Source organism: Nonomuraea insulae (genome assembly GCF_042656245.1).
Genome location: NZ_JBHSPA010000003.1, coordinates 54,098 through 79,389 on the forward strand (window position 1 = coordinate 54,098; position 25,292 = coordinate 79,389).

A 25,292-nucleotide genomic window follows, 5' to 3' on the forward strand; every position below is an offset into this window, starting at 1 on the left:
CAGACCAGAAGAGGAGAGCGACCGTCAGTAGCGTTTGCACTCATGGGTCATGACGGTACAGCTGGGGTACGACAAATGCCCGCGAGTATCAGACTTCGGACTATGGCGGGATATTAGCGGTAGACGACTTTCCCGCCGCTGTCGCCCCGAGGCCGCTCCTGCCAGGATCCCCGCATGAGCGAAATATCCGGCATGTCGCCTCCACTCGCCGGCTCGTCCGCCGCGATCGCCCACTTCACGGCCCGCCTGACCTTCGAGACCGACGTCTCCGACGTGGCCGCCGACCTCGGATCGCAAGGACTGGTCGTCGTCGACTCGCGCAGCCACGAGAGCTGGCACCAGGGCCACATCGCGGGCGCCGTCCATCTCCCCACCGGCGAGATCGCCACGAAAGCCGCCACCCTCATCCCCAGGGACGCCACCGTCGTCACGTACTGCTGGGGTCCGGGCTGCAACGGCGCCACCCGCGCCGCCCTGGAGTTCGCCAAACTCGGCTACCGCGTCAAGGAAATGCTCGGCGGCTTCGAGTATTGGGCGAGAGAGGGCTTCCCGGTCGAGACGGACGAGGGAATCACCCGCCGTCCGGTCGACGCGCTCACCGCGCCGGTGTCCGGCATCGCGTGCGCCTGTTGATAAAGGAGTCCACAAATGCCGCGAAAGCCGCTCCCAGGCCCCCCACAGCCCCGCGCAGACCTCTTCTGACCCCTGCCCCGCCCGAAACCCGCACGATCTCTACCACCGACACGGCGAGATTGCTCGAAACCGCAGAGAACCCGCCGGAACCGTTCACCATGAACACACACGGCGCCGTAGTCACCCCAACACACGGCGCGCCAGAAGAATTTGGTGCCCCCGTCCGAATCCCGTCGATCGGGGGCGTCCGAGAACATACCCCCATCCACACGCGTCAACCAATTAGTTCACAAGAGTCAATGCTCAAGTTCGCGAAGCTGACACCTTCGGTCAATGCCAAGGCCACGCCAAGGCAGGCCCGCCGCATGGAGCGCGGCGAGCCTGCCGGAAATCACCACGCTCAGCGCGGTCCGAGCTTCTCCACGATCAGCCGGTAGAGCTGCCGTGGCCTCCCGGGTTGTGGTGTGCGGTTCGGCGGAAGCGGCCACGCGAGTCCCTCGTCAACCAACGTGCGTAGCAACCGCCGGGCCGTACGAGGTGTGACCCCGAGCATCTTGCCCGCGCCTTCCGCGTCGACCACGGTGTCTCCGCCTTCCAGCTTGGCCGCCAGCCTGGCCAGCACCTCCACCCCCTTCGGTTTGAGTGCGGTGGCTCCGGTGGGTGGCATCCGCGGAGCCGGGATGAGTGCCCGCCCCTCGCGGTCCACCGCGAAGCCCTGTGCCTGTTTGCCCGCCTGTGTACGGGCCAGCGCGGCCCTGGCGTGCGACTCCGCGTCATGCGTCGTACGCCCCATCCCCACGCCGACCTCGACAGCCAGCCCCAGCTCGTCCCTGATCCTGGCCGCGAAGGGCAACACCCTGAACCCGTCCGTCGCCGCCGCGATCGAGCCCCTGGTGGCAGTCACCAGGTAGCTGTGATCGTCGATGGGCCAGACGGTGGCGTTGATCCTGTTCGCTTCCTGGACCAGGAGCCGGTGCAGAGACAGCCGCAGCTCGTCGCGCCAGTAGCGGGGCGCGGCGCGGCGCACGGGTTCGCGCAGCGTCGGCACCTCCACCAGCACCACGGTGAGCTGTGACTCCTCCAGCCGGTGGTGCGCCCCGAGCAGCGCCGCTGTGTGCAGCGCCGTGCGGACCGCAGCCGAGGTCGGCCTGATTCTGATGACCGGTACGCCCGCGGCATGCAGGCGTTCGGCCACCGCCGGCAGACACGTCAGAGCTCCAGTGGTCGCACCCTGCCTGGCCAGGCGTTCGTGGTAGGCCGCGATGGTGCCGGTGGCTCCCGGCTCGTCGCGGCTGTGCACGTCCGCGGCGGGAATGCCGAGGTCGGTGTACGCCTCCTCGACATCGGCCCTGCTGACCACGTCGATGCTGACCTTCTGGGGATCCATTCGGGTGTCCAGCGCGGCCTTGGCCAACGCTGCCACCAATGCTGCTCCGCCGAGTTGCACATACGTCGCGGGCATCGTGAGCACGCCTGATCGCCTGGCCAGATCATAGGGAACTGGGCTGGCGAAAAGACATGCGTCGACACCGGGACCGAGCCGCGTCACCTTGTCGGGTGCCTCCTGTTCGTCGCGGTATGCGGCCGCGACGAGGCGACACGGCAATGGTGCCGCGGCGTGACCCATCAGCATGACTCGCTCGACCAGGTCGTGGGGTCCGACCACGCCGATGGTGAGGTCCGGTGTCATAGCGCCCGGGCGTGACACTCGGGGAGTTTCTTCGGCCCTCTCGACCAATGTTCGTCCCATCCTGCCGTCCGTTGCAGTGCTCTCTTTTGGAACGATCGCTCGCGGGGGCCGTAATGTCACGCCCGACTTTTCCGGAAAGTCGTTCTGGTTGACCGCCCGACAAGATGTCTTAGCAGCTCAACGCGGTATTCTTCACGTTTTTTAGAGCTCGGAAATCTCTCGTGTAATGTCCGCGCCGAGCGCGCGCATTCGCGCCGCGAGATGTGCGTGACCGCGATCGATCAGGTATCCCGAGTCGATCAGGGTCTCGCCTTCGGCGGCCAGGCCGGCGAGCACGAGTGCGATCCCCGAACGCAGATCGTGCGCCGTCACCTGGGTGCCGGTCAGCGGGGTGCGGCCGCGTACGACGGCCCGGCTGCCCTGCACCTCCACGTTCGCGCCCATCTTGTTCAGCTCACCGGCCAGAGCGAAGCGGCCGTCGAAGATGCGCTCGTGGATGTAGCTGGTGCCGTCGGCCAGCGCGGCGACGGTCATCATCGGCGACTGCAGGTCGGTGGCGAAGCCCGGGTAGGTGTCGGTGATGATGTTGATCGGCCGCAGCGGGCCCTCGCACCGTACGTGGAGCACCGCGCCCTGGCGGTGGAACTCCACGCCCATCTGCTCCAGCTTGTAGCGGACGACGCCCAGGTCGAGGCCGGTGCCCACGAGGCTGACCTCGCCCCCGGTGATCGCCGCCGCCATCGCGAAGACGCCCGCGTCGAGCCGGTCGGGCATCACCGTGTGCTCGACCGCGTGCAGTTCCTCGACGCCTTCGACGGTGATGAACCCGGTGCCGCCGCCGCTGATGCGCGCGCCCATCTTGGTGAGCATGTCGATGACGTCTAGCACCTCGGGCTCCAGCGCCGCGTTCTCGATCACGGTGGTGCCCCTGGCCAGGGCGGCGGCCATGATGAGGTTCTCGGTGCCGGTGTGGGAGGGCGTGTCGAGGTAGAGGGTCGCCCCGGTCAGCCCGGAGGCCTTGACGTGGATGACGGTCTCGCCCTCGTCCACGATCGCGCCCAGCCGTTTGTAGCCGAGGTAGTGGAAGTCGAGATTGCGGCTGCCGAGATTGCAGCCGCCGACCCCTTCCACGATCGCCTCGCCGAGGCGGTGCAGCAGCGCGGGGGTGAACAACACCGAACCGCGGAACCGCCTGGCGATCTCGGCGGGCAGGACCGGACTGTTCAGCCTGGAGGCGTCAATGACCAGCGTGCGCTCTGACTCGTGCAGCTCGACGTAGGCGCCGATCGATTCAGCCAGCTCGACCGCGCGGCGGACGTCTTCGATGATCGGCACGTTGCGCAGGACGGTGCGGCCCTTCGCGGCGAGCAGAGCCGCACCGATCATGGGAAGCACGGCGTTCTTCGCGCCCTGGATGAACGCGGTTCCACGCAGTGCGTTGCCACCGCGCACGCGGTAACGGACCATTCGTGCGGCTCCTTGAATTCTGGCGGTGAGGCTCGATCGGGCCAACAGTAGTCGCTCACACCACATGACCCAGCCGAATCATCCGCTAAAGGAAGCCCCCGTGACGCGCTCATACGCTTCTAGGTATCGCTGCCTGGTCAGGGCGACGACCTGGTCCGGAAGCCGAGGTGGGGGGTTTCCAGAGGCTTTGTCCCATCCTGATTCGGGCGATAGTAGCCAATTGCGTACAAATTGCTTGTCAAAAGAAGGTTGAGAACGGCCCGGTTTCCATTCGTCGGCGGGCCAGAATCGCGACGAGTCGGGCGTCAGAACCTCGTCACCGAGCGTCAGCACGCCGTCGGAGTCCCAGCCCAGCTCGATCTTGGTGTCGGCCAGGATGATGCCCCGCTCGCGTGCGATCTCCGCGCCGCGCGTGTAGACGGCCAGCGTGATCCGCCGCAGCTCCTCGGCGGTCTCCGCGCCCACCTCCGCGACGACCTGCTCGTACGACATCGGCTCGTCGTGCTGCCCCAGAGGCGCCTTGGTGGAGGGCGTGAAGATCGGCTCCGGCAGCCGCGACCCGTCCTCCAGCCCGGCCGGCAGCGCGACCCCGGACACCGTGCCGTCGGCGCGATATTCGTTCAGCCCGCCACCCGTCAGGTAACCCCTGGCCACGCACTCGACCTGGACCATCTTCAGCGGCCTGCAGAGCACGCTGCGCGCGTCGTCGCCGCGCGCCGCCACGTGATTGGGCACGACGTCCTTGAGCTGGTCGAACCACCACAACGACATCTGCGTGAGCACGGCTCCCTTGTCGGGGATGTCGGGCTCAAGGATGTAGTCGAAGGCCGACATCCGGTCGGAGGCGACCATGAGAAGCAGGCCGTCGTCGGTCTCGTACAGGTCGCGTACCTTGCCGGAGTGCACGTGCTTCATCGGGCGATGTCCGTCCTGTGGTGCGAGCCGCGCAGCCCGATCCGGCCGACGAGGTCGTAGGCGGCCTCGCGCGCGCTCTCCTGGTCAGGGCCGTTGCCGACCACGGTCAGCACCCGCCCGCCGCTTGCCACGACGTCGTCGCCGGCGCGCGCGGTCCCGGAGTGCAGCGGGTAGGCGTGCTCGGTCTCCTGCAACCCGGTGATCGGATCTCCCTTCACCGGCGACTCCGGATAGCCCTCCGAGGCGATCACCACGCACACGGCCGAGCCGTCCTTGAACACCGGGTCGAGCCCGAGCTCGCCGGTCGCGCACGCCATCAGCAGCCCGCCGAGCGGCGTCTCCAGCCGGTCGAGCAGCACCTCGGTCTCCGGGTCGCCGAAGCGCGCGTTGAACTCGACCACCTTCGGCCCCTTCGAGGTCAGGGCCAGCCCCACGTAGAGCACCCCCTGATAGGGCAGCCCGCGCCGCGTCAGCTCCCCGATCGTCGGATGCACGACCTCCCGCATGACCTGCTCGGTCAGCCCCTCGGGCGCCCAGGGCAGCGGCGTGTAGGCGCCCATGCCGCCGGTGTTGGGCCCCTCGTCGCCGTCGTGGGCCCGCTTGAAGTCCTGCGCGAGCTGCAGCGGCACGGCGGTGCTCCCGTCGCACAGCGCGAACAGCGACACCTCGGGCCCGTCGAGGAATTCCTCGATCACCACCCGCTCGCACGTCCGCGCGTGCGCGAGCGCCTGGTCCCTGTCCTCGGTGACGACGACGCCCTTGCCCGCGGCCAGGCCGTCGTCCTTGACCACGTAGGGCGCCCCGAACTCGTCGAGCGCCGCCGCGGCCTCCTCCTCGGTGGTGCACGTCCTCGCGCGCGCGGTCGGCACGTCGGCGGCCCTCATGATCTCCTTGGCGAAGGTCTTCGACCCTTCGATCATGGCGGCGTCGCGGGACGGCCCGAAGCAGGCGAAGCCCGCCTCGCGCACCGCGTCGCCCACCCCCGCCACGAGTGGGGCCTCGGGCCCGACCACGACGAGATCGACCCGCAGCCGCGCGGCCATCTCGGCCACCTGCCCGGGGTCGAGGGGATCGACGGAGTGGAGGGTCGCGACCTCCTCCATGCCAGGATTGCCTGGCGCACAGTGGACCTCGCTGACCTGGGGATCGAGGCTGAGTGAACGGCACAGGGCGTGCTCACGCCCTCCGGAACCAATGACTAGAACGCGCACGGGCTCCATTGTCGCAGGCCCGCGGCCAGGCGCACGCTCAGGTCACCAGGACACCACATGCCGGAATAGGAAAGAAACTTTGTCGAGTTCTACCTGAGGGGAGGGCCCCCGGGCGAGTATCGTCATATAGGTTCACCCGCCTGTGGTAGGTTAAGGCGGCTTTGCGGCGTCTCGCATGATTGGAGGTGGTCCGGGATGAAACCTGGTGATCCCAGCAGTACGTGCTTCCACACGTACACCCTGAATACCCCCGACCACTCCAATTCGGCAGCCTGATCGTGCCTCCACGCAATCCGTGTTGATTGAGGTGACTTCATCGCGCGTGGACAGTGCCTGGTCGGGCGGAAAGGGACCGCCATGCGCTCGTCCACCCTTTTCCGTCGCATCAACCGACACCCCGTACCTTCTCGCGCCCCGCGCCAGCTCGCCAAGCGGCTGCGCGAGGACTGCGTGCACCCCGTTGACTCGCTAGTGGAGTTCGGCGCCTACGTCCAGGGCAAGAAGGTCGACGCCACGGGCATCGTCGAGGCCCTCGACCTCGTACGCGAGCACAACAAGGACGCCGAGGGCGCCAACGCCTTCGTCTGGGTCGGGCTGCACGAGCCAGACTCGCCCGAGGTGGAGTGGCTCTCCGAGGTCTTCGGCCTGCACCCGCTGGCCGTCGAGGACGCCGTCAAGGCCCACCAGCGGCCCAAGGTCGAGCGCTACGGCGAGTCGTTGTTCATGGTGCTCAAGACCATCGCCTACCTCGACCACGACGAGCTGACCGCCAACAGCGAGATCATCGCCACCGGCGAGATCATGGTCTTCCTCGGCGTGGACTTCGTGGTGACGGTGCGGCACGGCGAGCACTGTCCGCTCACGGTCGTACGCGAGCGCCTTGAGGACAAGCCCAAGCTGATGAACAGGGGCCCGGCCGGAGTCCTGCACGCCATCTCCGACCACGTGGTCGACCAGTACCTTCAGGTGGCCGACCTGATGCAGCTGGAGCTGGAAGAGGTCGAGGCGACGGTGTTCGCGGACGTCAGCTCCCGCGACATCAACCGGATCTACCAGCTCAAGCGCGAGATGCTGGAGATGAAGCGGGCCGTCACGCCGCTGCAGGCCCCGCTGTCCGCGCTGCCCCAGCGCCGCGTGATCCCCTCGGGGATGCGCGAATACTTCCGCGACGTCGGCGACCACCTGTCCCGCGTGTGCGAGCAGGTCGAGTCCTCCAACGAGCTGTGCAGTTCGATACTGCAGGCCGCGCTGGCCCGCTCGAACGCCCTGGCCAACGAGGACATGCGCAAGATCTCCTCCTGGGTGGCCATCCTGGCCGTGCCCACGATGATCGCCGGCATCTACGGCATGAACTTCGACTTCATGCCGGAGACCAAGCAGGTCTGGGGCTATCCGGCGGTCCTGGCCGTCATGGTCACCGCCTGCGTCCTGCTGCACCGCGGCTTCCGCCGCAACGGCTGGCTCTAGGACGACCTGAGCAACCTCAGACGCCCACGGGCCTGAGCGGGCCGATGGGCTCGGGCAGCTCCAGCCCGCGCTCCCGCCACAACTCCCGCATCCTGTCGGGGTAGTCGGTGACGATCCCGGCCGCCCCCAGGTCCAGCATCCTGGCCGCGAGGTCGGGATCGTTGACGGTCCACACCGCCACGTCCAGCCCGGCGGCCGCAGCCTGGGACATCAGCGCCTCGTCCACCATGATGTGCTCGGGCGAGAGCGTGGTGGCCCCCGCCCGCGCCGCCGCGGCGGGCACGTCGTCGCCCACGCCGTCGTTCCAGTCCAGGGTGTCCAGCTCGATCAGCGCGAAGCGCCGCGTCTGCGGCGCCACGTCGGCGGCGTGCGCCAGGATGCGCCAGTCGAAGCTGAGGATGGCCACGTTGCCGAGCCGTCCGTGCCGGTCGAGCTCCTCGACCACCATGTCGGTGAACATCTCGGGGTCGGCCGTCAGGTGCGGCCGCGTCGGGTCGGACTTCAGCTCGACGTGCAGGCGCACGTCCTCCGCCTCGTAGGCGTTGACCAGCCCCAGCACCGCGCCGAGCGTCGGCATGCGGGTCTCGGGCATGGGGACCTGCGTCAGCGCGAAGGGGTCGTCGGGATGCCGCGGCAGCCGCACGCCCACGTCGAGCGTGCGCAACTGCGCCAGGGTCAGCGTGTTGATCGGCTTGCCGACATACGGGAAGAGCGGGTCGCCCGCATGGACCGGCCGCCTGTCGGCACTGGTCACGGCGGACACCGTGAGGTCGTGCGTGAGCACGAGGCGTCGGTCGGCGGTGAGCGCTACGTCGAGCTCGAGCGCATGCACGCCCAGCTCCATCGTGCGGCTCATCCCCGGCAGAGTGTTCTCCGGCCAGAGGCCACGCGCCCCACGGTGACCATGTATCTCAACGCGCACAACCGGGACCCTACCTGCCACCGGGCACCTCTAGGGTGTGCCACGCCGCGTCCTTTTTATCCTGCTACGCCCGGTCGTACGGTTCTGGGCAGACAATAGGCTGTTCTTCATGACGGAGGTTCTCAAAACGGCCCATCCGGCAACAGTCCGGGCGTGGGTCGAAGGGTGGGTCATCTCCCGCGACGCCCCGCAACCCGTACGCGAGCCGTGGGGCCTGCGCGTGGACGTCGGCCTCCCCGGCCACGTGGCCCGCCACATCGTCGCCGCCCCCACCCCGGAGACCCTCCAGCGCCTGACGGCCACCCTCACGATCGCGGGCACCTGGCTCAAACTCTGCGCCCCGGCGGCGGCCATCACACTCCCCCCGCGCTGGTCCGTCCAGGACGAGGAGTACATGATGACCGTCCCCCTGACCCGCGCCCGCGCCCAGGCGCCGCCCGGCTACACCCTGGCCATCACCACCCGCGCGGGCGTCACGGCGGCCCGCCTGCTGACGGCGGCCGGCGAGGTCGCGGCGCGGGGGCAGTTCGCGGTCGCGCGCGGGACGGCCGTCGTGGACAAGGTCGAGACGGCCGCCGACCACCGGCGACGCGGCCTCGGCACGGTCATCATGAAGACGATCGCCGCCACGGCCGCGTCAAAGGGCGCCCACACCGGCGTCCTGGTGGCCACCGCCCAGGGCCGGTCCCTGTACGAAACCCTGGGCTGGACCCTGCACACTCCCGTGACGGCGGCCGTCCTGACGGCCTAGCTCAGACCAGCGGTCGTACCACCACGGTCTGGTCGCGGCCGGGGCCGACGCCGATGGCGGAGATCGGGGCGCCGCTCATCTCCTCCAGCGTCCGCACGTAAGCCTGCGCGTTGGGCGGCAGGTCCGCGAACGACTTGGCGCTCGTGATGTCCTCCTGCCAGCCGGGGAACTCCTCGTAGATGGGAGTGGCGTGGTGGAAGTCGGTCTGCGTCATCGGGATCTCGTCGTGCCGGACCCCGTCCACGTCGTACGCCACGCACACCGGGATCCGCTCCAGCCCCGACAGCACGTCGAGCTTGGTCAGGAAGTAGTCGGTGATGCCGTTGATCCGGGTGGCGTACCGGGCGATCACCGCGTCGAACCAGCCGCAGCGGCGGTTGCGGCCGGTCGTGACGCCGTACTCGCCGCCCGTCTGGCGCAGCCATTCGCCCATGTCGTCGGTCAGTTCAGTGGGGAACGGGCCGGAGCCGACGCGGGTCGTGTACGCCTTGAGAATGCCGATGATCTTGGTGAGGCGGTTCGGCGGGATGCCGGCCCCGGCGCACGCGCCGCCGGAGGTGGGCGAGGAGGAGGTGACGAACGGGTAGGTGCCGTGGTCGATGTCGAGCAGCGTGCCCTGCCCGCCCTCCAGCAGCACGAACTTGTCGTCGTCCAGCGCCTTGGACAGCACCAGCGTCGTGTCGGCGATGTGCGGCTTGAGGCGCTCGGCGTAAGCCAGATACTCCTCCAGCACGGCCGCCGGGTCGATCCCGCGCCGGTTGTAGACCTTGGTCAGCACCTGGTTCTTCTCGGTCAGCGCGACCTCGATCTTCTTGGCCAGGATGCCGGGGTCGAGCAGGTCCTGTACGCGCACGCCCATACGGGCGATCTTGTCGCCGTACGCGGGTCCGATGCCGCGCCCGGTGGTGCCGATCCTGGCCTGGCCCAGGTAGCGTTCGGTCACCTTGTCGAGGGCCTTGTGGTGCGGCATGATCAGGTGCGCGTTCGAGGAGATCAGCAGCCGCTCGGCGGAGATGCCCCGCGCGGCCAGGCCGTCGATCTCACTCAGCAGCACACCCGGGTCGATGACCACGCCGTTGCCGATGACGGGCACCACCTCCGGCGACAGGATCCCCGTGGGTAGCAGATGCAGCGCATACTTCTGATCACCGATGACCACGGTGTGACCCGCGTTGTTGCCACCCTGATAACGGACGACGAAGTCGACGTCGCCACCGAGAAGGTCGGTGGCCTTGCCCTTGCCCTCATCGCCCCACTGGGCACCAACGAGAACGGCAGCCGGCATGGTTCAGTCTCCCGAGCACAAAACGAAACCCCTGACGCAAGCGCGGCAGGGGCTCTTGCGTAGAGAGACTACCCGAACGTTCCTATTCGTCCCAAGAGCTAGCCCTTGGTCAGCGCGTCGAACCCGGTCTCCGTGCTGTCCTTGAGGAACTGCAGGCACCGCTCGGCCTCGTCCTTCTCGCCGATCGCCTGGGCGGCCCTGGACAACGAGTAGAGGCAGCGCAGGAACCCGCGGTTCGGCTCATGCTCCCAGGGAATGGGCCCGTGCCCCTTCCAGCCGCTGCGGCGAAGCGCGTCGAGGCCACGGTGGTAGCCCGTACGGGCGAAGGCGTAGGAGGTGACGGCGTGGCCCTGTGCGAAGTATTCCTCCGCGAGCGAGGCCCACGCCGCCGGGTGGGCGGGGAAGCGGGCGGCCACGTCGGCGGCCTTGGCACCGGATTCGAGCGCCTCCCTGGCCTCGGGCAGATCCGGCAGGTGAGTCGGGGGCGGCCCGGCGAGAAGGTTATCCATAGGACAAGTCATACCCGCCGAGCCGCCGAAGTGGCTAGGAGATCTTCGTCCCAGCGCTCTTCAGGCTCTGGCACGCCTCCACGACACGGGCGGCCATCCCGGCCTCGGCGGCCTTGCCGTAGGCGCGGGGGTCGTAGCTCTTCTTGCTGCCGACGTCGCCGTCCACCTTGAGCACGCCGTCGTAGTTCTTGAACATGTGGTCCGCGATCGGGCGGGTGAAGGCGTATTGGGTGTCGGTGTCGACGTTCATCTTGACGACGCCGTAGGAGATGGCCTCGTGGATCTCCTCGAGCATCGATCCGGAGCCGCCGTGGAAGACCAGGTCGAACGGCTTGTCCTTGCCGTACTTGGCGCCCACCGCGTCCTGGATCTCCTTCAGCACGCTCGGCCGCAGCTTGACGTGGCCCGGCTTGTAGACGCCGTGCACGTTGCCGAACGTGGCGGCCAGCATGTAGCGGCCCTTCTCGCCCAGGCCCACGGCCTCGGCGGTGGCCAGCGCGTCACCGGCCGTCGTGTAGAGCTTCTCGTTGATCTCGCCGACGACGCCGTCCTCCTCGCCGCCGACCACGCCGATCTCCATCTCCATGATGATCCGCGCCCTGGCGCACTTCTCGATGAGCTCCTTGGCGATCTCCAGGTTCTCGTCGAGCGGTACGGCCGAGCCGTCCCACATGTGCGACTGGAAGAGCGGGTCGAGGCCCTTGGAGACCCGCTCGATGGAGATGTCCACCAGCGGCCGCATGAAGCCGTCGAGCTTGTCCTTGGGACAGTGGTCGGTGTGCAGCGCGACGGTGACCGGATATTTGGCGGCCACCACCCTCGCGTACTCCGCCAGCGCCGTCGCTCCCGTGACCATGTCCTTGACCGTCGTGCCCGAGAGGAAGTCCGCACCCCCCGTGGAGACCTGCACGATGCCGTCGCTCTCGGCCTCGGCGAAGCCGCGCAGGGCGGCGTTCAGCGTCTGAGAGGAGGTCACGTTGATCGCCGGGTAGGCGAATCCGCCGGCCTTGGCACGGTCGAGCATCCCGGCGTAGACCTCTGGAGTCGCAATAGGCATGATTCATCTCCCTGAGAAGTTACGGCTTCGCGCCAGGGCCCAGTATCCCGGCTCCTTACCCCGTCTGGTAGAGACAACGCGTGCTTGATGGTCATCTCGCGCATCCCCGGTCCGGGTAGGCTCTCGGCGTGGACTGGCTTTGGAATCTCCTCGACCCGACGTGGTGGCTCACGATTCTCGGCGCTTTCGCCACCATCGGCGTTCTCGCGATCATCTTCGCCGAAACGGGTCTGTTGCTCGGGTTCTTCTTGCCCGGTGACTCACTGCTGGTGGCCGCGGGGATTTTCAGCTCGGCGTCGGTGGCGCACGGAATGGACATCGAACCGCTCTCGCTGCCCGTGTTGCTGATCGGCACACCGCTGTGCGCCATCGCCGGCGCCCAGCTCGGACATTTTCTGGGGGCGCGATTCGGCAGGAAACTCTTCGACAAACCTGATTCGCGGTTGTTCAAGCGCGAACACGTGGACAGAGCCGAGGAGTTCTTCGAGAAGTTCGGGCCCGCCAAGGCGGTGGTCCTGGCCAGGTTCGTCCCCATCGTGCGGACGTTCATGAATCCCGTGGCCGGCGTGCTGGAGATGAGCCCCAAGCGTTTCCTGATCTGGAACACCATCGGCGGCGTCGTCTGGGTCGAGGGCCTCATCCTGCTCGGCAACGTCCTCGGCCGCCAGGTCGAACCCAAGCAGATCGACAGGTACATCCTGCCGGGCGTCTTCGTGATCGTGTTCATCTCGCTGATCCCGATCATCGTCGAGGCGATCAAGCGTCGCAAGAGCGGCAAGAAGCCCTCCGTGCCCAACGGCAAGCACCACCGTGTGTCATCGTCCAGTTCTGATCCGCAGCACTGACGGGTACGCTGCCCCATGTGGGACGCCACAAGTCAGTTCCGATGAGCCTCGCCCGATTAGCGATCGCCGTCCTGGCCGCTGGAGCCGTGGTGACGCTCCTGGTCATCGGCGCTCGCGCGCTGCTCGACTCGTCCGGCTCGCCGCCGTCCGAGCGTGAGCCCGCCACCGCCCTGGCGACGGATGCCGCCACGAAGGCGGCGCAGGTGCCGACCGTGCAGATCGTGTGCGTGGCCGACACCTGCCCCAACGTCACCGTCCGCGTGCCAGGCGGCGACGTGCTGCAGTATCGCGAGATGAGCAGGGGCGAAGAGGTCAGCTACTTCGAGCCGGAACTCGACGTCGTGCTCAGCGACGCGGGCACGGTGCAGGTCATCGAGAACGGCAGGCTGCGCGAGCAGGGCGAGAAGGGCGCGCGCGAGGCTTTCACCGTCCGCGGCCCCGGCTGACGGCGCGCGCTTTCCCGCGACCGCCGCCCCCGACCGCCATCTGCGAGCGCGCTATCCGCGAGATTCGTCTACGAGATCCGTCCGCGACTGCCTCTCGCGGTCAGAGTCCGAGGTCCGTCAGCGTGTACGCCGTGCGGTAGTCGAGCCCTTCACCCTTGATCCGCTCCCCGGCCCCCCGGTCGACGATCGTCGCCACGGCCACCACCTCGGCCCCGGCCTCGCGCAGCGCCCCCACGGCCGTCAGCGGCGAGGCGCCCGTAGTGGAGGTGTCCTCGACGGCCAGCACCCGCCGCCCCTTGACCTCCGGCCCCTCGATCCGCCGCTGCATGCCGTGCTCCTTCTGCGCCTTGCGCACCACGAACGCGTCCAGCCTGCGCCCGCGCGCCGCCGCCACGTGCATCATCGCGGCGGCCACCGGGTCGGCCCCCAGCGTGAGCCCGCCCACCGCCTCGTAGTCGAGGTCGGCGGTCAGGTCGAGCATCACGCTGCCGATGAGCGGCGCGGCCACGCCGTCGAGCGTGATCCGCCGCAGGTCGAGGTAGAAGTCGGCCTCCTTGCCCGAGGAGAGGATGACCTTGCCGTGCACGAGGGCCTTGTTCTTGATCTCGGCCAGGAGGGTGTCTCGATCCGTCATGGGTCCAAGCTTAGGGTCCTGATCAGGGCGAGAGCCTGCCCGTACGCCCTGGGCAGAGGACGCACCCCGACCCGGGGGCGCCGGCCGTACAGGATCTCCGAGTTCTCCAGCCGCGCCACCTTCTCCGCCAGCCGCTCGTCCATCCGGGTGACCGCCCCCACCCGCGCGGACCCCAGCAGCGCCAGCGTGTCGTCGCCGGGGAAGGCCCTGCGCAGCGCCGTGGCCAGGTTGAGCGCCGTGGCCAGCCGCTCGGCCAGGTCCTCCGCGGGCGCGGGGGGCTCGGCCACCACCAGGCACGTACCCGCGGCCGACCCCCGGTAGAGATGGGCCAGCCTGGTACGCAGGTACGCCACCGTGGCCAGCCCCGTCAGCGGATCCTCGCAGTGCAACTCCCCGATCGGCGCGAAGCTCTGCTCGGCCCACCCCGCCGCGAACGAGCGCAGCGCGGTGAACGGCGGCCCGCCCGCCCCCGCCACGGCGAACAGCTCCGCCAGGTCGTTCATGCCCTCGGCGACGCCCACCCCGGCGCCCGCCCGCGCCGCGCCCAGCGCCCAGCACGCCTGCGTCAGGTCGCACCCACCGCACACGGCCTTGATCACGACCTCCACCTCGGGCGTCCACCAGTCCTCGGCGAGCGACCAGCCCGCCGCCATGCTCCTGCCGCGCCATCGCGACAGAACGTCCTGCTCCATCGAATGCCTCCCGTAGTAAAGACGCGCGCGCGGTTTAGTCATGACGGGGAATGCGGAATGATTGCGCGGGGCAACCCCGCGTAATCGTGAGGTCACTATGGGTGTCGAATCGCCGCGAAGCGATGCAGATCTGCTTAAGGCGGCCCGAGAGGGCAACGCCGCCGCGTACGGGGAGCTCTATGAGCGCCACGTCGCGGCGGCCCGCGCGCTGGGCCGCCAGCTCGTCAGGGGCGCCGAGGTCGAGGACGTGGTCGCGGAGTCGTTCACGAAGATCCTCGACCTGGTGGGCAGGGGCGGCGGGCCGGAGTCCGGTTTCCGCACCTATCTGCTCACCGTGGTGCGGCGCACTGTCTACGACCGCTCCAGGGTCGAGAGCCGCCAGGTGACGACGGGGGAGATCGAGCAGTTCGACCCGGGGGTGCCCTTCGTCGATCCCGCGCTCGTCGGGCTGGAGAAGTCGCTGATCGCCAGGGCGTTCCTGTCGCTTCCCGAGCGCTGGCGGGCCGTGCTCTGGCACACCGAGGTCGAGCGGGCCAAGCCGGCCGACGTGGCGCCGCTGCTGGGGTTGTCGGCCAACGGGGTGGCGGCGCTGGCCTACCGGGCCAGGGAGGGGCTGCGGCAGGCGTACCTGCAGATGCATCTGGGCTCCCCGCCGCAGCACGAGTGCCGGCCTGTGCTCGGGAAGATGGGCGCCTACGTACGCGGTGGGCTGGCCAGGCGCGACTCCAAGCTGATCGACGACCACGTGAACGGCTGCGAGGAGTGCCACGGCGTCCTGCTGGAGCTGACCGACGTCAACCGCGGGCTGCGCGTCATGGTCGGGCCGCTGATCGCCGGGCCGCTGTTCGGCGGCTACGCGGCGGCGCTGGCCAAGGCGGGCATCGCGGGCGGCGGCGCGGGCGGGCTGCTGCGGGCGTTCGGGTGGGTGCGGCGGGCCCCCAAGCAGCAGCAGGCGGCGATGGTCGGCGGCGTGGCCGTGGCGGTGGCCGTGGCGGCCACGTTGGCGCTGGCCTCCGACGAGCGGCCGATCGTGCGGCCGCCCGTGACCACGCCGGTCGCGCAGCCGCCCGCGACGATGCGGCCGGTGCCCGTTCCGCTGCCGAGCGAGCCCCCGGCCCAGGTGCCGCCGCCGGTCAAGAAGAACAAGCCGGGCAAGGCGCGGCTGCGGGCCACGATCGATCCGCTCGGCGCCCTCATCCGCGCCCAGCCCGGCATCGTCGGCATCCGCCTGCGCAACTACGGCGAGCGGCCCAGCGAGAAGCTGGCGGCGAACGTGGACCTTCCTCCCGGTGTGACCCTCATCCCCACGGCCAGGCGCGGCCCGGGCTTCGCCGTCCACGGCCCCGTGGGCACGGTGGACGGCTGGGCCTGCGGCCCCTCGCAGGGCGGCGCCCGGTGCGCCAGGGAGCCGCTGGCCGCGGGGCAGGGCACGGCGGTGTTCCTGCGGGTGTTCGTGGCGGACGAGGCGCCGCAGGGCGCGGGGCCCGCCGTGCGGATCGCCGCCGGCTCGCTGCGGGTCCGGGCGCGGGCCGAGGAGGGGGTACGCATGACGGGCGCCTCCGCCAGGTTCGCCACCGACGGGAAGGTGACGGTCAGGGCGATCGGCAACACGCTGATGAGCTGCCCCGAGGAGCGGGCGGGCTGCCTGGAGGCCAGGCGGCGCCAGGGCACGCAACGCGACAACGACCTGTGGCCGATGACCGCGCTCGACCAGGACGATCGGCCCGACACCGGCTCCTCCAGCGGGGCCGTGCTGTCCCTGCCGAAGGGCAGCGAGGTCGTGTGGGCCGGGCTCTACTGGTCGGCGGCGACCGAGAAGGCCGGGCCCATCAAGCTCAGACCGCCGGGGCGGCGCAGATACCTGACCGTGCGGCCCAGCCACGTGGCGGTCCGCGAGCTGCCTCTCGGGCCGGCCTACCAGGCGTTCGCCGACGTGAGCGAGCTGGTCGGCGACGTACGCAGGAACGGCGCCTGGTGGGCGGCCGACGCGCCGATGGAGGAAGGGGTCTCGCGTCATGCGGGGTGGAGCCTGGTGCTGATCGTGACCGATCCCGATCAGCCGTACAGTCAGGCCGTGGTGCTCGACACCGCGGCCGTCGTCGGCGGCCAGGCGCGGCGGGCGCGGATCCCGCTGGGCGGGCTGAGCCCGGCCGCCGCACCCGCCAGGGTCGAGCTGGTCACCTGGGAGGGCGACGCCGATCTCAAGGGCGACAAGGTCTCGCTCGGGTCCGGCGCGATCACCCCCGGCGGCGGCGACCGCGACGCGGCCAACGTCTTCGACGGGTCATCCAACGGCGTGGCGGAGATGACGTTCGGCGCGGACGTCGATACGGTCAGCGCTGAGCTCGGGGTGGATCCCGGGCTGACGATCGCCACGGACAAGGACGTCATCCTGTTCGGCGTCGCCGCTCTGAGCGTGCGGGCACGATCGTGACCGTTAACGGGACAAACTGGTACGGTCTGCCATATCGGCCTGGCATGACAGCGAGGGGCAGCCGAATCGTCGGGATTAACCCTCGCGGGATCACCTGCTTTCATTACCCTGAGAGAGGGCCGCCGAGTCCGGTCTCTGACGGTGCAGAGCCAGCAAGGTCGGACCACCAGGAAAGGGGCGGTGTCAGTGGATCGCTGTGCGCTGTTCGTGGACGCTGGCTATCTGCTGGCTGATGGAGCGATGGCCGTGCACGGCACGCGTCATCGAGAAGCGGTCTCCTGGGACTATCCAGGGCTGCTGCAGCTGATGACCAGCCTGTCGCGCGAACGTACCGGCCTGCCGTTGCTGCGGTGCTACTGGTACGAAGCGACGGTCGAGGGCCGGCGCACGCCGGAGCACGACGTACTGGCCGACATACCGGGCCTCAAGCTCAGACTGTCACGCATCCGGCCAGGCAGACGCGAAGGCGTCGACGCCCAGGTCCACCGCGACCTGATGACGCTCGCGCGCAACAACGCCATCTGCGACGCGGTCGTGGTCAGCGGCGACGAGGACCTGGCGCAGGTCGTGTGCGACGCGCAGGACCTCGGCGTCAGGGTGAGCGTCATCCACGTCGCCGCCGACGGCGGCTGGGCGGTGTCGCGGTCGTTGCGGCAGGAGTGCGACGACCTGGTGGAGCTGGGGGCACCCCATCTGCGCCCGTACGTCAACGTGGTGAGCGGCATCACCGAATCCTCCAACGGCCACCACCAGCCCCTCAGCAACGGCCAGTCCTCCCACTCCCACTCCCACTCCCTGCCCCCCGCGCCCCCGCCTTCCTCCGCCACTGGCAGCCACGCGGCCTCTCCCTCCCCGAACGCCCAGCCGTCGTCCAACGGCTCCGGGCCGTCCTCGGGACGCGGGCAGTCGTCGCCGCCGCCGTCGCCGCCGACATACTCGAGCTACCAGCTCGAACAGCCCCCCGCCCAGCCGCCCCCCTCGGCGCCCATCACCGGCCCCATCCAGGCCCAGCCGCCGTCCTCCAGCCCCACCACCGGCCAGTTCTCCACACCTTCCAGCGCCGGTTACCAGCCCTCGCAACTGGGCCCGTACACCGGCCCTCAGCCCGCCCCCATCAACCCGCCCTCGGCCGCCACGGCGGGCGCCACCACGCTGGCCGACGCCGTCAAGGCCGCCCATCGGGAGGGCCACGACTTCGGCGACTCGGTCGCCCGCGACGCGCCCGCGCTCTGGCTGGAGGCTGTGCTGGCCCGCAAACCCCGCATGCCGTCCGACCTGGAGGCACGCTTGTTGCAGGGATCGTCGCTGCCGATCGACTTCCTGCTGCACGACGAGGTCCGCCACGCCCTGCGCCGCGGCTTTTGGGACGCCCTGGAACGCGCCCGCCACTGACCGCCCGTACGCCCCCTCAGCCCCACCAAGCGGCCCGCCGACCGCACCCCTTCGGCCCTTCGAGCCCTTCGCTCACCCACCCCCCCTCCAGCCACCACCACCCCATGCCCATCTCCGGCACCCCCGCCGGCCTGCCCCCACCCAAACCGCCGCGCCCGCCCGGCTTCCCGGTGCCGGGTCGGCGGGACGTCGTGTGGTGGAGCCCGGCGCACTGTGGACGGCGCTCAGGGTGGCCCTACGCCTACGTACTGGATCACTGAGGGCGGAAGTTGGGCGCGCTGCGAAGGGCGCTCAGGACGGCTGTGCGCATCCGTGGAGGGATCACCGGCGGCGGGGCTCGGTGTGCCGCGGACGGTGCTCAAAGCCCCGGTGCCCAGAAGAGCGGTGTCCCGGAGGCATGAAGTCGCCCCCGGGCGCGTACGCGCGTTCCGGGGGTCGGGAAAGTCAGGAGATCGCGTCGAAGCCGGCGCGCAGGTGGGACAGCCGGTCCGTCAGGTCGCCCAGCGGCACCGCCAGCGCCGGATCCTGGGACTTGCGGGCCAGTTCGCGCACCCTGGCCAGCTCGTCCTCCACCGCCGTCAACCGCCGCGACAACTCCGGCAGCACCGAAGCGTGATCCCCGGCCCCCGGCGGCAGTTCGCCGCTGACGCGGTCGCGGAGCAGGGCCGCCTGCTCGGCCAGCCGCTTGTTCATGTTGTACAGCTCGGTGAACACCGAGACCTTGGCCCGCAGCACCCAAGGGTCGAACGGCTTGGTCAGGTAGTCCACAGCGCCCGCCGCGTAGCCGCGGAAGGCGTAGTCGGGGGCGCTGTCGACCACGGTCAGGAAGATGATCGGGATGTTCCGGGTACGCTCTCGCCGCTTGATGTGCGCGGCCGTCTCGAAGCCGTCCATGCCGGGCATGCGCACGTCGAGGAGGATCAGCGCGAACTCGGTGTTGAGCAGCGCCTTGAGCGCCTCCTCGCCCGATCTGGCACGCACGGGCACCAGGTCGAGAGAGCTGAGGATGGCTTCGAGAGCGATCAGGTTCTCCTCGCGGTCATCGACGAGGAGGATCTTCGCACGATCCGGCATCGATCACGACCCTTCAGCTGGCGAGGTGGGCGGGGAGGGCGGGGTCGAGGAGTCGGACGCGGAGCCACGACCGCGGCTGAGCCATCCGCGCAGCCGTTCGAGCAGGCGGTCCACGTCGACCGGCTTGGGTACGTAGTCGGAGGCGCCCGAGGCGATGCTCTTCTCCCGATCGCCTCGCATGACCTTGGCGGTCAGCGCGATGATCGGCAGGTCCGCGAACTGCGGCATGCGCCGGATGGCCGAGGTCGTGGCCCATCCGTCCATCTCCGGCATCATGATGTCCATCAGTACGAGCGCGACGTCCTCGTTTCGTTCGAGCTGCTCGATACCCTCCCGTCCGTTTTCAGCGTAGACGACTGTGGAACCGTGTCGTTCCAGCACGCTCGTCAGCGCGAAGACGTTGCGGATGTCGTCGTCGACGATGAGGATCTTGGCGCCGTTGAGCGGGTCGTCGCCCTGCCACTGGCTGGGCGTCTCGACCGGCGGCTCGACCAGCTCCGGCATCGGCAGGTCCAGCGGCATCGGCGGCTCGGGCGAGGAGGACTGGTCCTCCGACGGCGGCGTCATGAGCTGCCGCCGGTTCGCCGTCCCGCCGTCGGTCGCGGCCAGCGGACCGGTGTACGAGGCCGGCAGGTAGAGCGTGAACGTGCTCCCCTTGCCCAGCTCGCTGTCCACGTGGATCTCGCCGCCCAGCAACCTGGCGATGTCCCGGCAGATCGCCAGGCCCAGCCCGGTGCCGCCGTATTTCCTGCTCGTCGTGCCGTCGGCCTGCCTGAACGCCTCGAAGATGACGTCCCGCTTGTCCGGCGCGATGCCGATGCCGGTGTCGATCACCTGGAACGCCAGCAGGTCGTCGGCGTCGTGCAGCGAGTCGTCGTCGAAGTCGACCCCGGCGGGAGCCGGCGAGACGCGCAGTTTCACCTCACCGCGCGGCGTGAACTTCACCGCGTTGGACAGCAGGTTACGGAGCACCTGCTGCAGGCGTTGCTCGTCGGCGCGCAACTCGAGCGGCACCTCGGACTCGACGTCCACCGTGAGCGACAGCCCCTTGTCCTGCGCCAGCGGCGCGAACGCGGCCTCCAGGAGGTCGACCATCTTCGGCAGCGACACCTGGATCGGATGGATGTCCATCCGCCCCGCCTCGACCTTCGACAGGTCGAGCATGTCGTTGATGAGCTGGAGCAACGCCGAACCGGCGCTGTGGATCGTACGGGCGAACTCGACCTGCTGCGAGGTCAGGTTGCCCTCGGCGTTCTCGGTCAGCAGCTTGGCCAGCACCAGCAGGCTGTTGAGCGGTGTGCGCAGTTCGTGCGACATGTTCGCCAGGAACTCCGACTTGTACCGCGAGGAGACCGCGAGCTGCTCCGCGCGCTCCTCCAGCGTGCGGCGGGCCTGCTCGATCTGGAAGTTCTGGATCTCGATGGCGCGGTTCTGCTTGGCCAGCAGCGCCGCCTTGTCCTCCAGCTCCGCGTTGGACCTGCGCAGCTCCTCCTGCTGGCGCTGCAGCTCGTCGGAGCGCTCCTGCAGCTCGCGGGTGAGCCGCTGCGACTCGGTCAGCAGGTCTTCTGTGCGGGAGTTGGCGATGATCGTGTTCATCGTGACACCGATGGTCTCGACGAGCTGCGTCAGGAAGTCGAGGTGCACCTCCCCGAACGGCGTGAACGAGGCCAGCTCCAGCACACCGAGCACCCGGTTCTCGAACAGGATCGGCAGCACCACGATCTGCGCGGGCGTGGAGCGGCTGAGCCCGCTGTCGATGGTGATGAACTGCGGTGGCACGTCGTCCAGGACGATGTGCCGACCTTCGGCCGCCGCCTGCCCGACGATGCCCTCGCCGATGCCGAAGCGCTGGCGCGGGCCCCGGTCGGGACGCACGCCGTAACCGCCGATCAGGATCAGCTCGTGGTCGCCCTCGGGATCGATGCTGTAGAAGGCGCCGTAGCGGGCCGACACCAGCGGCGTCAGCTCGCTCATCGTCAGCTTGGCCACTTCGAGCAGGTCGCGGTGGCCCTGCATGAGCCGGGAGATGCGGGCCAGGTTGGACTTGAGCCAGTCCTGCTCCTGGTTGGCCTGCGTGGTCTCGCGCAGGCTGCCCACCATCGAGTTGATGTTGTCCTTCAGCTCCGCCAGCTCGCCCTGCGCCTCGATGGCGATGGAGCGGGTCAGGTCGCCGCGCGCCACGGCGCTGGTCACGGTCGCGATGGCGCGGATCTGCGTGGTGAGGCTGCCCGCCAGTTCGTTGACGCTCTCGGTGAGCCGCTTCCACGTGCCCTCGACGCCCTCGACCCGGGCCTGCCCGCCGAGCTGGCCCTCCGTGCCGACCTCTCGGGCGACTCGGGTCACCTCGGACGCGAACGACGAGAGCTGGTCCACCATCTTGTTGACGGTGGTCTTGAGCGCGAGGATCTCGCCCTGCGCGTTCACGTCGATCTTGCGGGTGAGGTCGCCGTTGGCGACCGCGGTGGTCACTTCGGCGATGTTGCGCACCTGGTACGTCAGGTTGTTGGCCATCGAGTTGACGTTGTCGGTGAGGTCCTTCCAGACCCCGGACACGCCCTTCACCCTCGCCTGCCCGCCGAGCTGACCCTCCGTGCCGACCTCTCGGGCGACTCGGGTCACCTCGTCGGCGAAGGAGGACAGCTGGTCCACCATCGTGTTGAGGGTGTCCTTGAGCTGGAGGATCTCGCCCTGCGCGTCGACGGTGATCTTCTTGGACAGGTTGCCCTGGGCCACGGCCGACGACACGGCCGCGATCTGGCGTACCTGTGAGGTCAGGTTGTTGGCCATGGAGTTGACGTTGTCCGTCAGGTCCTTCCAGACCCCGGACACGCCCCGCACCTGCGCCTGACCGCCGAGCTGGCCCTCGGTGCCCACCTCCCGGGCGACTCGGGTCACCTCCGAGGCGAACGACGACAACTGCTCGACCATCGTGTTCATGGTCGACTTGAGCTCCAGGATCTCGCCCTGGGCGTCCACGTCGATCTTGCGGGTGAGGTCGCCGTTGGCCACGGCGGTGGTGACCTGGGCGATGTTGCGCACCTGATAGGTCAGGTTGTTGGCCATCGAGTTGACGTTGTCGGTGAGGTCCTTCCAGACGCCCGACACGCCCTTCACCTCGGCCCGGCCGCCCAGCTTGCCCTCGGTGCCGACCTCTCGGGCGACTCGGGTGACCTCGTCGGCGAAGGAGGACAGCTGGTCCACCATCGTGTTGAGGGTGTCCTTGAGCTGGAGGATCTCGCCCTGCGCGTCGACGGTGATCTTCTTGGACAGGTTGCCCTGGGCCACCGCCGTCGCCACCGTCGCGATGCTGCGCACCTGCGAGGTGAGGTTGTTGGCCATGAAGTTGACGTTGTCGGTGAGGTCCTTCCACACGCCCGACACGCCGGTCACCTGCGCCTGGCCGCCGAGCTGCCCCTCGGTGCCCACCTCGCGGGCGACTCGCGTCACCTCTTCCGCGAAGCCGGACAGCTGGTCGACCATCGTGTTGACGGTGTTCTTCAGCTCGAACATCTCGCCCACGGCGTCGACCGTCACCTTGCGGCTCAGGTCGCCCTTGGCCACCGCGGTGGTCACCACGGCGATGTCGCGCACCTGCGCCGCCACGCGCGAGGACATCGTGTTGACGGCCTCGGTGAGGTCGCGCCAGCTCCCGGACATGCCGCGCAGGTTGGCGCTGCCACCCAGCCGGCCCTCGGTGCCCGCCTCGCGCGCCACTCTCGTGACCTCGGAGTTGAACAGCGCGAGCTGGTCCACCATGCCGTTGATGGCCTTGCCCAGGCGGCGTACCTCGCCGCGCGCCGACCGGTCGAGGTCGATCCGCCGCGACAGGTCACCCTTGGCGACCGCGTCGATGACGTCGGCCGCGCCGCTCACCGGGCTCACCAAGGCGTCGATCAGCATGTTGACCGACTCGACGCTCTCCGCCCACGCGCCGACACCCGGTCCGGGCGTCAGCCGCTCGCTGAAGCGTCCTTCCTTGACGACTTCTTTACGTACGCGCACCAGTTCGTTGGCAAGGTGCTCGCGGCGGTCGGCCACTTCGTTCAGCAGCAGCCGCACCTCGCTGAGGATGCCAGGAGGAGCATGAGGAACCCGACGCCGGAAATCGCCGTCACGCCAAGAGAAGAGAGTCTCCAGGATAGGCACGAGATCGGACTCGGTGTACGTCCTCTCCTCAGGGCTTGGCGCGGCCTTGGCCGTGGTCATGGGGCCTCCTTCACTCGCTGCTGCCGTCGGCGAGTGATTCAAGTCTGTCACGATGAGTAGCTCGTAGTCCTGCCCTTGGATTTACCCCAAGTCAGCGGGAAGTGTGGTAGGCACGTGAGGATGACTGCTTCTCCCCATGCGGTGCTGGCTGCGACGTTCGCGCCCGGCGAGACCGCTGTGACGGCTGCGATGAGGTTCACGCGCGAGGTGATGACCGCGTGGGCCACCGGCGGCGTGCTCCATACCGCTGAGCAGGTCGCCGGAGATCTGGCCGAGCAGGTCGCTGACGAGCCGTTTGAGGTGATTTGGAAGCATTTCGGGGACGCAGTCCAGGTGGAGTTGCGGCAGCGAAACCTTTCCCAGGGTGATCCGAAACCACCTTCCGTCAACGTCGAGGAGTGGGGAGTCACCTTTGCGGGCGATTCCCGTGTCCATTGGGCAAGGCTCACGCTACCTGGCTCCGCTGACCGGGTCGCTGCCGAATGGCTGGAGGAGAGCAGCAGAGGGCCGCACTGGCTGGGATTCCTGGCCGACGCGAGCGACCTGCTCGCGGGCACGCTAGACCCCGACATGGTTCCGGCGATCATCGCCCAGGTGGTGGTGCCGCGGCTGGCGAGCTGGTGCGCCGTCTACACCGCCGACTCGGCGCCGCTGCGGCTGGTCTACCTGTGGCACGCCGATGAGGCCAGGATCGACGGCCTGCGCGAGCAGCTCACGGACATGGACATCAGCGCCGCCGACACCCGGGTGACCTCCACGATCCACCTGCCGGAGTCGCAGGTGCTCGCCGTGCCGCTCATGGCGCGCGGCCGCAGCCTCGGCATGATGTGCCTGGGCCGGCCCGACCGCTTCCCCGACGAGGTCATCCAGTTCGCCGAGGACATCGGCAGGCGCGCGGCGCTGGCCATGGACAACGCCCGCCTCTACGCCCAGCAGGCCGCCGCCAACCGGGCGCTCCAGCGCAGCCTGCTGCCGCCCAACGAGCCAGAGGTTCCGGGGCTCGACTACGGCGTCATCTACGAGCCCGCCGGAGAGGCCAACGAGGTCGGCGGCGACTTCTACGACCTGTTCAAGGCGGGCGACGACTCGTGGCGGTTCGCGATCGGCGATGTCTGCGGCACCGGCCCCGAGGCCGCCGCCGTGACCGGCCTCGCCCGCCACACGCTGCGCCTGCTGGCCCGGGAGGGCTACGGCGTGGCGGCCGTGCTCGGCCGGCTCAACCAGGCGATCCTGGAGGAGGGCGAGCGGGCCAGGTTCCTCACGCTGCTGCACGGCGACATCACGCCCGCGGCGGACGGTCTCGAGATCCGCCTGGTGTCGGCCGGCCATCCGGAGGCTCTGCGGCTCAAGCCGAGCGGGGTCGTCGAGGCGGTCACCACCCCGCAGTCGTTGCTGGGGGTCTTCCACGAGGTCGTGTTCGAGGCCGACACCATTCATCTGGACCACGGCGACGTGCTGCTGGCCGTGACGGACGGGGTGACCGAGCGGCGCTCCGGCGGGCGGCTGCTGGACGACGACGGCGGCCTGGCCAAACTGCTGGCCGAGTGCGCCGGGCTGTCGGCCAGGGCCGTGGCGGAGCGCATCCGCAGGGGCGCGGCCGAGTTCGCCCTGGAGCCCAGCGCGGACGACCTGGCGATCGTGGTGCTGCGCGCCCGGTAGTTC

Annotated in this window: 20 protein-coding genes; 8 read left to right on the plus strand and 12 right to left on the minus strand. The window is 69.2% G+C overall.

All coding sequences use genetic code 11. From position 1 onward, the window contains the following. Positions 1–174: 174 nt before the first annotated feature. Entirely contained in the window at positions 175–633 is a 459-nt protein-coding gene (locus ACFPZ3_RS00735; protein ID WP_379511924.1) for a rhodanese-like domain-containing protein, read from the plus strand. Positions 634–1,033: 400 nt separating this feature from the next. Here ACFPZ3_RS00735 and ACFPZ3_RS00740 read toward each other — a convergent pair whose 3' ends face one another. The 4 genes from ACFPZ3_RS00740 to purD form a co-directional block, all read right to left on the minus strand. Further along, the gene (locus tag ACFPZ3_RS00740; RefSeq protein ID WP_106247572.1) at positions 1,034–2,323 is read right to left on the minus strand and encodes a GTP cyclohydrolase IIa; all 1,290 of its coding nucleotides are present in this window, start codon (positions 2,321–2,323) and stop codon (positions 1,034–1,036) included. Positions 2,324–2,524: 201 nt separating this feature from the next. Next, positions 2,525–3,790, minus strand: a complete 1,266-nt coding sequence (gene murA, locus ACFPZ3_RS00745; RefSeq protein WP_379511925.1) for a UDP-N-acetylglucosamine 1-carboxyvinyltransferase — start codon at positions 3,788–3,790, stop codon at positions 2,525–2,527. Positions 3,791–3,868: 78 nt separating this feature from the next. Continuing rightward, positions 3,869–4,705, minus strand: a complete 837-nt coding sequence (locus ACFPZ3_RS00750; protein WP_379511926.1) for a phosphoribosylaminoimidazolesuccinocarboxamide synthase — start codon at positions 4,703–4,705, stop codon at positions 3,869–3,871. Then, positions 4,702–5,916, minus strand: coding sequence for a phosphoribosylamine--glycine ligase (purD, locus tag ACFPZ3_RS00755; RefSeq protein WP_379511927.1), 1,215 nt, complete (start codon positions 5,914–5,916; stop codon positions 4,702–4,704). Before purD ends, ACFPZ3_RS00750 begins: the two co-directional genes overlap by 4 nt. 357 nt (positions 5,917–6,273) lie before the next feature. On the opposite strand from purD, the gene corA reads away from it, so the two are divergent. After that, complete coding sequence (corA, locus tag ACFPZ3_RS00760) at positions 6,274–7,383, plus strand: magnesium/cobalt transporter CorA (RefSeq protein ID WP_379511928.1); 1,110 nt, start codon at positions 6,274–6,276, stop codon at positions 7,381–7,383. 16 nt (positions 7,384–7,399) lie between these two features. Here the strand turns inward: corA and ACFPZ3_RS00765 are convergent, their stop codons facing one another. Continuing rightward, complete coding sequence (locus ACFPZ3_RS00765) at positions 7,400–8,326, minus strand: glycerophosphodiester phosphodiesterase family protein (RefSeq protein WP_379511929.1); 927 nt, start codon at positions 8,324–8,326, stop codon at positions 7,400–7,402. 88 nt (positions 8,327–8,414) lie between these two features. Here ACFPZ3_RS00765 and ACFPZ3_RS00770 point away from each other — a divergent pair, with 88 nt between their 5' ends. Then, positions 8,415–9,056: a GNAT family N-acetyltransferase gene (locus ACFPZ3_RS00770; protein WP_379511930.1), complete on the plus strand. Its 642-nt coding sequence runs from the start codon at positions 8,415–8,417 to the stop codon at positions 9,054–9,056. Position 9,057: 1 nt separating this feature from the next. Here the strand turns inward: ACFPZ3_RS00770 and ACFPZ3_RS00775 are convergent, their stop codons facing one another. The 3 genes from ACFPZ3_RS00775 to fbaA form a co-directional block, all read right to left on the minus strand. Beyond that, positions 9,058–10,341, minus strand: a complete 1,284-nt coding sequence (locus ACFPZ3_RS00775) for an adenylosuccinate synthase (RefSeq protein ID WP_379511931.1) — start codon at positions 10,339–10,341, stop codon at positions 9,058–9,060. Positions 10,342–10,439: 98 nt separating this feature from the next. After that, entirely contained in the window at positions 10,440–10,850 is a 411-nt protein-coding gene (locus tag ACFPZ3_RS00780) for a DUF3151 domain-containing protein (RefSeq protein ID WP_379511932.1), read from the minus strand. A gap of 34 nt (positions 10,851–10,884) precedes the next feature. Then, the gene (gene fbaA, locus ACFPZ3_RS00785) at positions 10,885–11,907 is read right to left on the minus strand and encodes a class II fructose-bisphosphate aldolase (RefSeq protein ID WP_379511933.1); all 1,023 of its coding nucleotides are present in this window, start codon (positions 11,905–11,907) and stop codon (positions 10,885–10,887) included. Between the two features lie 128 nt (positions 11,908–12,035). Here fbaA and ACFPZ3_RS00790 point away from each other — a divergent pair, with 128 nt between their 5' ends. After that, positions 12,036–12,752 (plus strand): DedA family protein, encoded by a 717-nt coding sequence (locus ACFPZ3_RS00790; RefSeq protein WP_379511934.1) that lies wholly within the window; start codon positions 12,036–12,038, stop codon positions 12,750–12,752. Between the two features lie 17 nt (positions 12,753–12,769). Continuing rightward, positions 12,770–13,198 carry a hypothetical protein gene (locus ACFPZ3_RS00795; RefSeq protein WP_379511935.1) on the plus strand — a complete coding sequence of 143 codons (429 nt, stop codon included), beginning with the start codon at positions 12,770–12,772 and terminating at the stop codon, positions 13,196–13,198. Between the two features lie 100 nt (positions 13,199–13,298). Here ACFPZ3_RS00795 and pyrE read toward each other — a convergent pair whose 3' ends face one another. Then, positions 13,299–13,832: an orotate phosphoribosyltransferase gene (gene pyrE / locus ACFPZ3_RS00800; protein ID WP_379511936.1), complete on the minus strand. Its 534-nt coding sequence runs from the start codon at positions 13,830–13,832 to the stop codon at positions 13,299–13,301. Next, positions 13,829–14,524 carry a hypothetical protein gene (locus ACFPZ3_RS00805; RefSeq protein ID WP_379511937.1) on the minus strand — a complete coding sequence of 232 codons (696 nt, stop codon included), beginning with the start codon at positions 14,522–14,524 and terminating at the stop codon, positions 13,829–13,831. The genes pyrE and ACFPZ3_RS00805 overlap by 4 nt, the downstream gene beginning before the upstream one ends. A 97-nt stretch (positions 14,525–14,621) precedes the next feature. Between ACFPZ3_RS00805 and ACFPZ3_RS00810 the strand changes: the two genes are divergently transcribed. Both ACFPZ3_RS00810 and ACFPZ3_RS00815 read left to right on the plus strand, forming a co-directional pair. Then, positions 14,622–16,958, plus strand: coding sequence for a sigma-70 family RNA polymerase sigma factor (locus tag ACFPZ3_RS00810; protein ID WP_379511938.1), 2,337 nt, complete (start codon positions 14,622–14,624; stop codon positions 16,956–16,958). A gap of 186 nt (positions 16,959–17,144) precedes the next feature. Beyond that, positions 17,145–18,350 (plus strand): NYN domain-containing protein, encoded by a 1,206-nt coding sequence (locus tag ACFPZ3_RS00815; RefSeq protein ID WP_379512045.1) that lies wholly within the window; start codon positions 17,145–17,147, stop codon positions 18,348–18,350. A gap of 444 nt (positions 18,351–18,794) precedes the next feature. Here ACFPZ3_RS00815 and ACFPZ3_RS00820 read toward each other — a convergent pair whose 3' ends face one another. Next, entirely contained in the window at positions 18,795–19,424 is a 630-nt protein-coding gene (locus tag ACFPZ3_RS00820; protein ID WP_379511939.1) for a response regulator, read from the minus strand. 3 nt (positions 19,425–19,427) lie between these two features. Then, positions 19,428–23,630, minus strand: a complete 4,203-nt coding sequence (locus ACFPZ3_RS00825; RefSeq protein ID WP_379511940.1) for a HAMP domain-containing protein — start codon at positions 23,628–23,630, stop codon at positions 19,428–19,430. 120 nt (positions 23,631–23,750) lie between these two features. Between ACFPZ3_RS00825 and ACFPZ3_RS00830 the strand changes: the two genes are divergently transcribed. Next, a complete protein-coding gene (locus tag ACFPZ3_RS00830) occupies positions 23,751–25,289 on the plus strand; it encodes a PP2C family protein-serine/threonine phosphatase (protein WP_379511941.1) in 1,539 nt (512 codons plus the stop codon). Positions 25,290–25,292 lie beyond the last annotated feature (3 nt).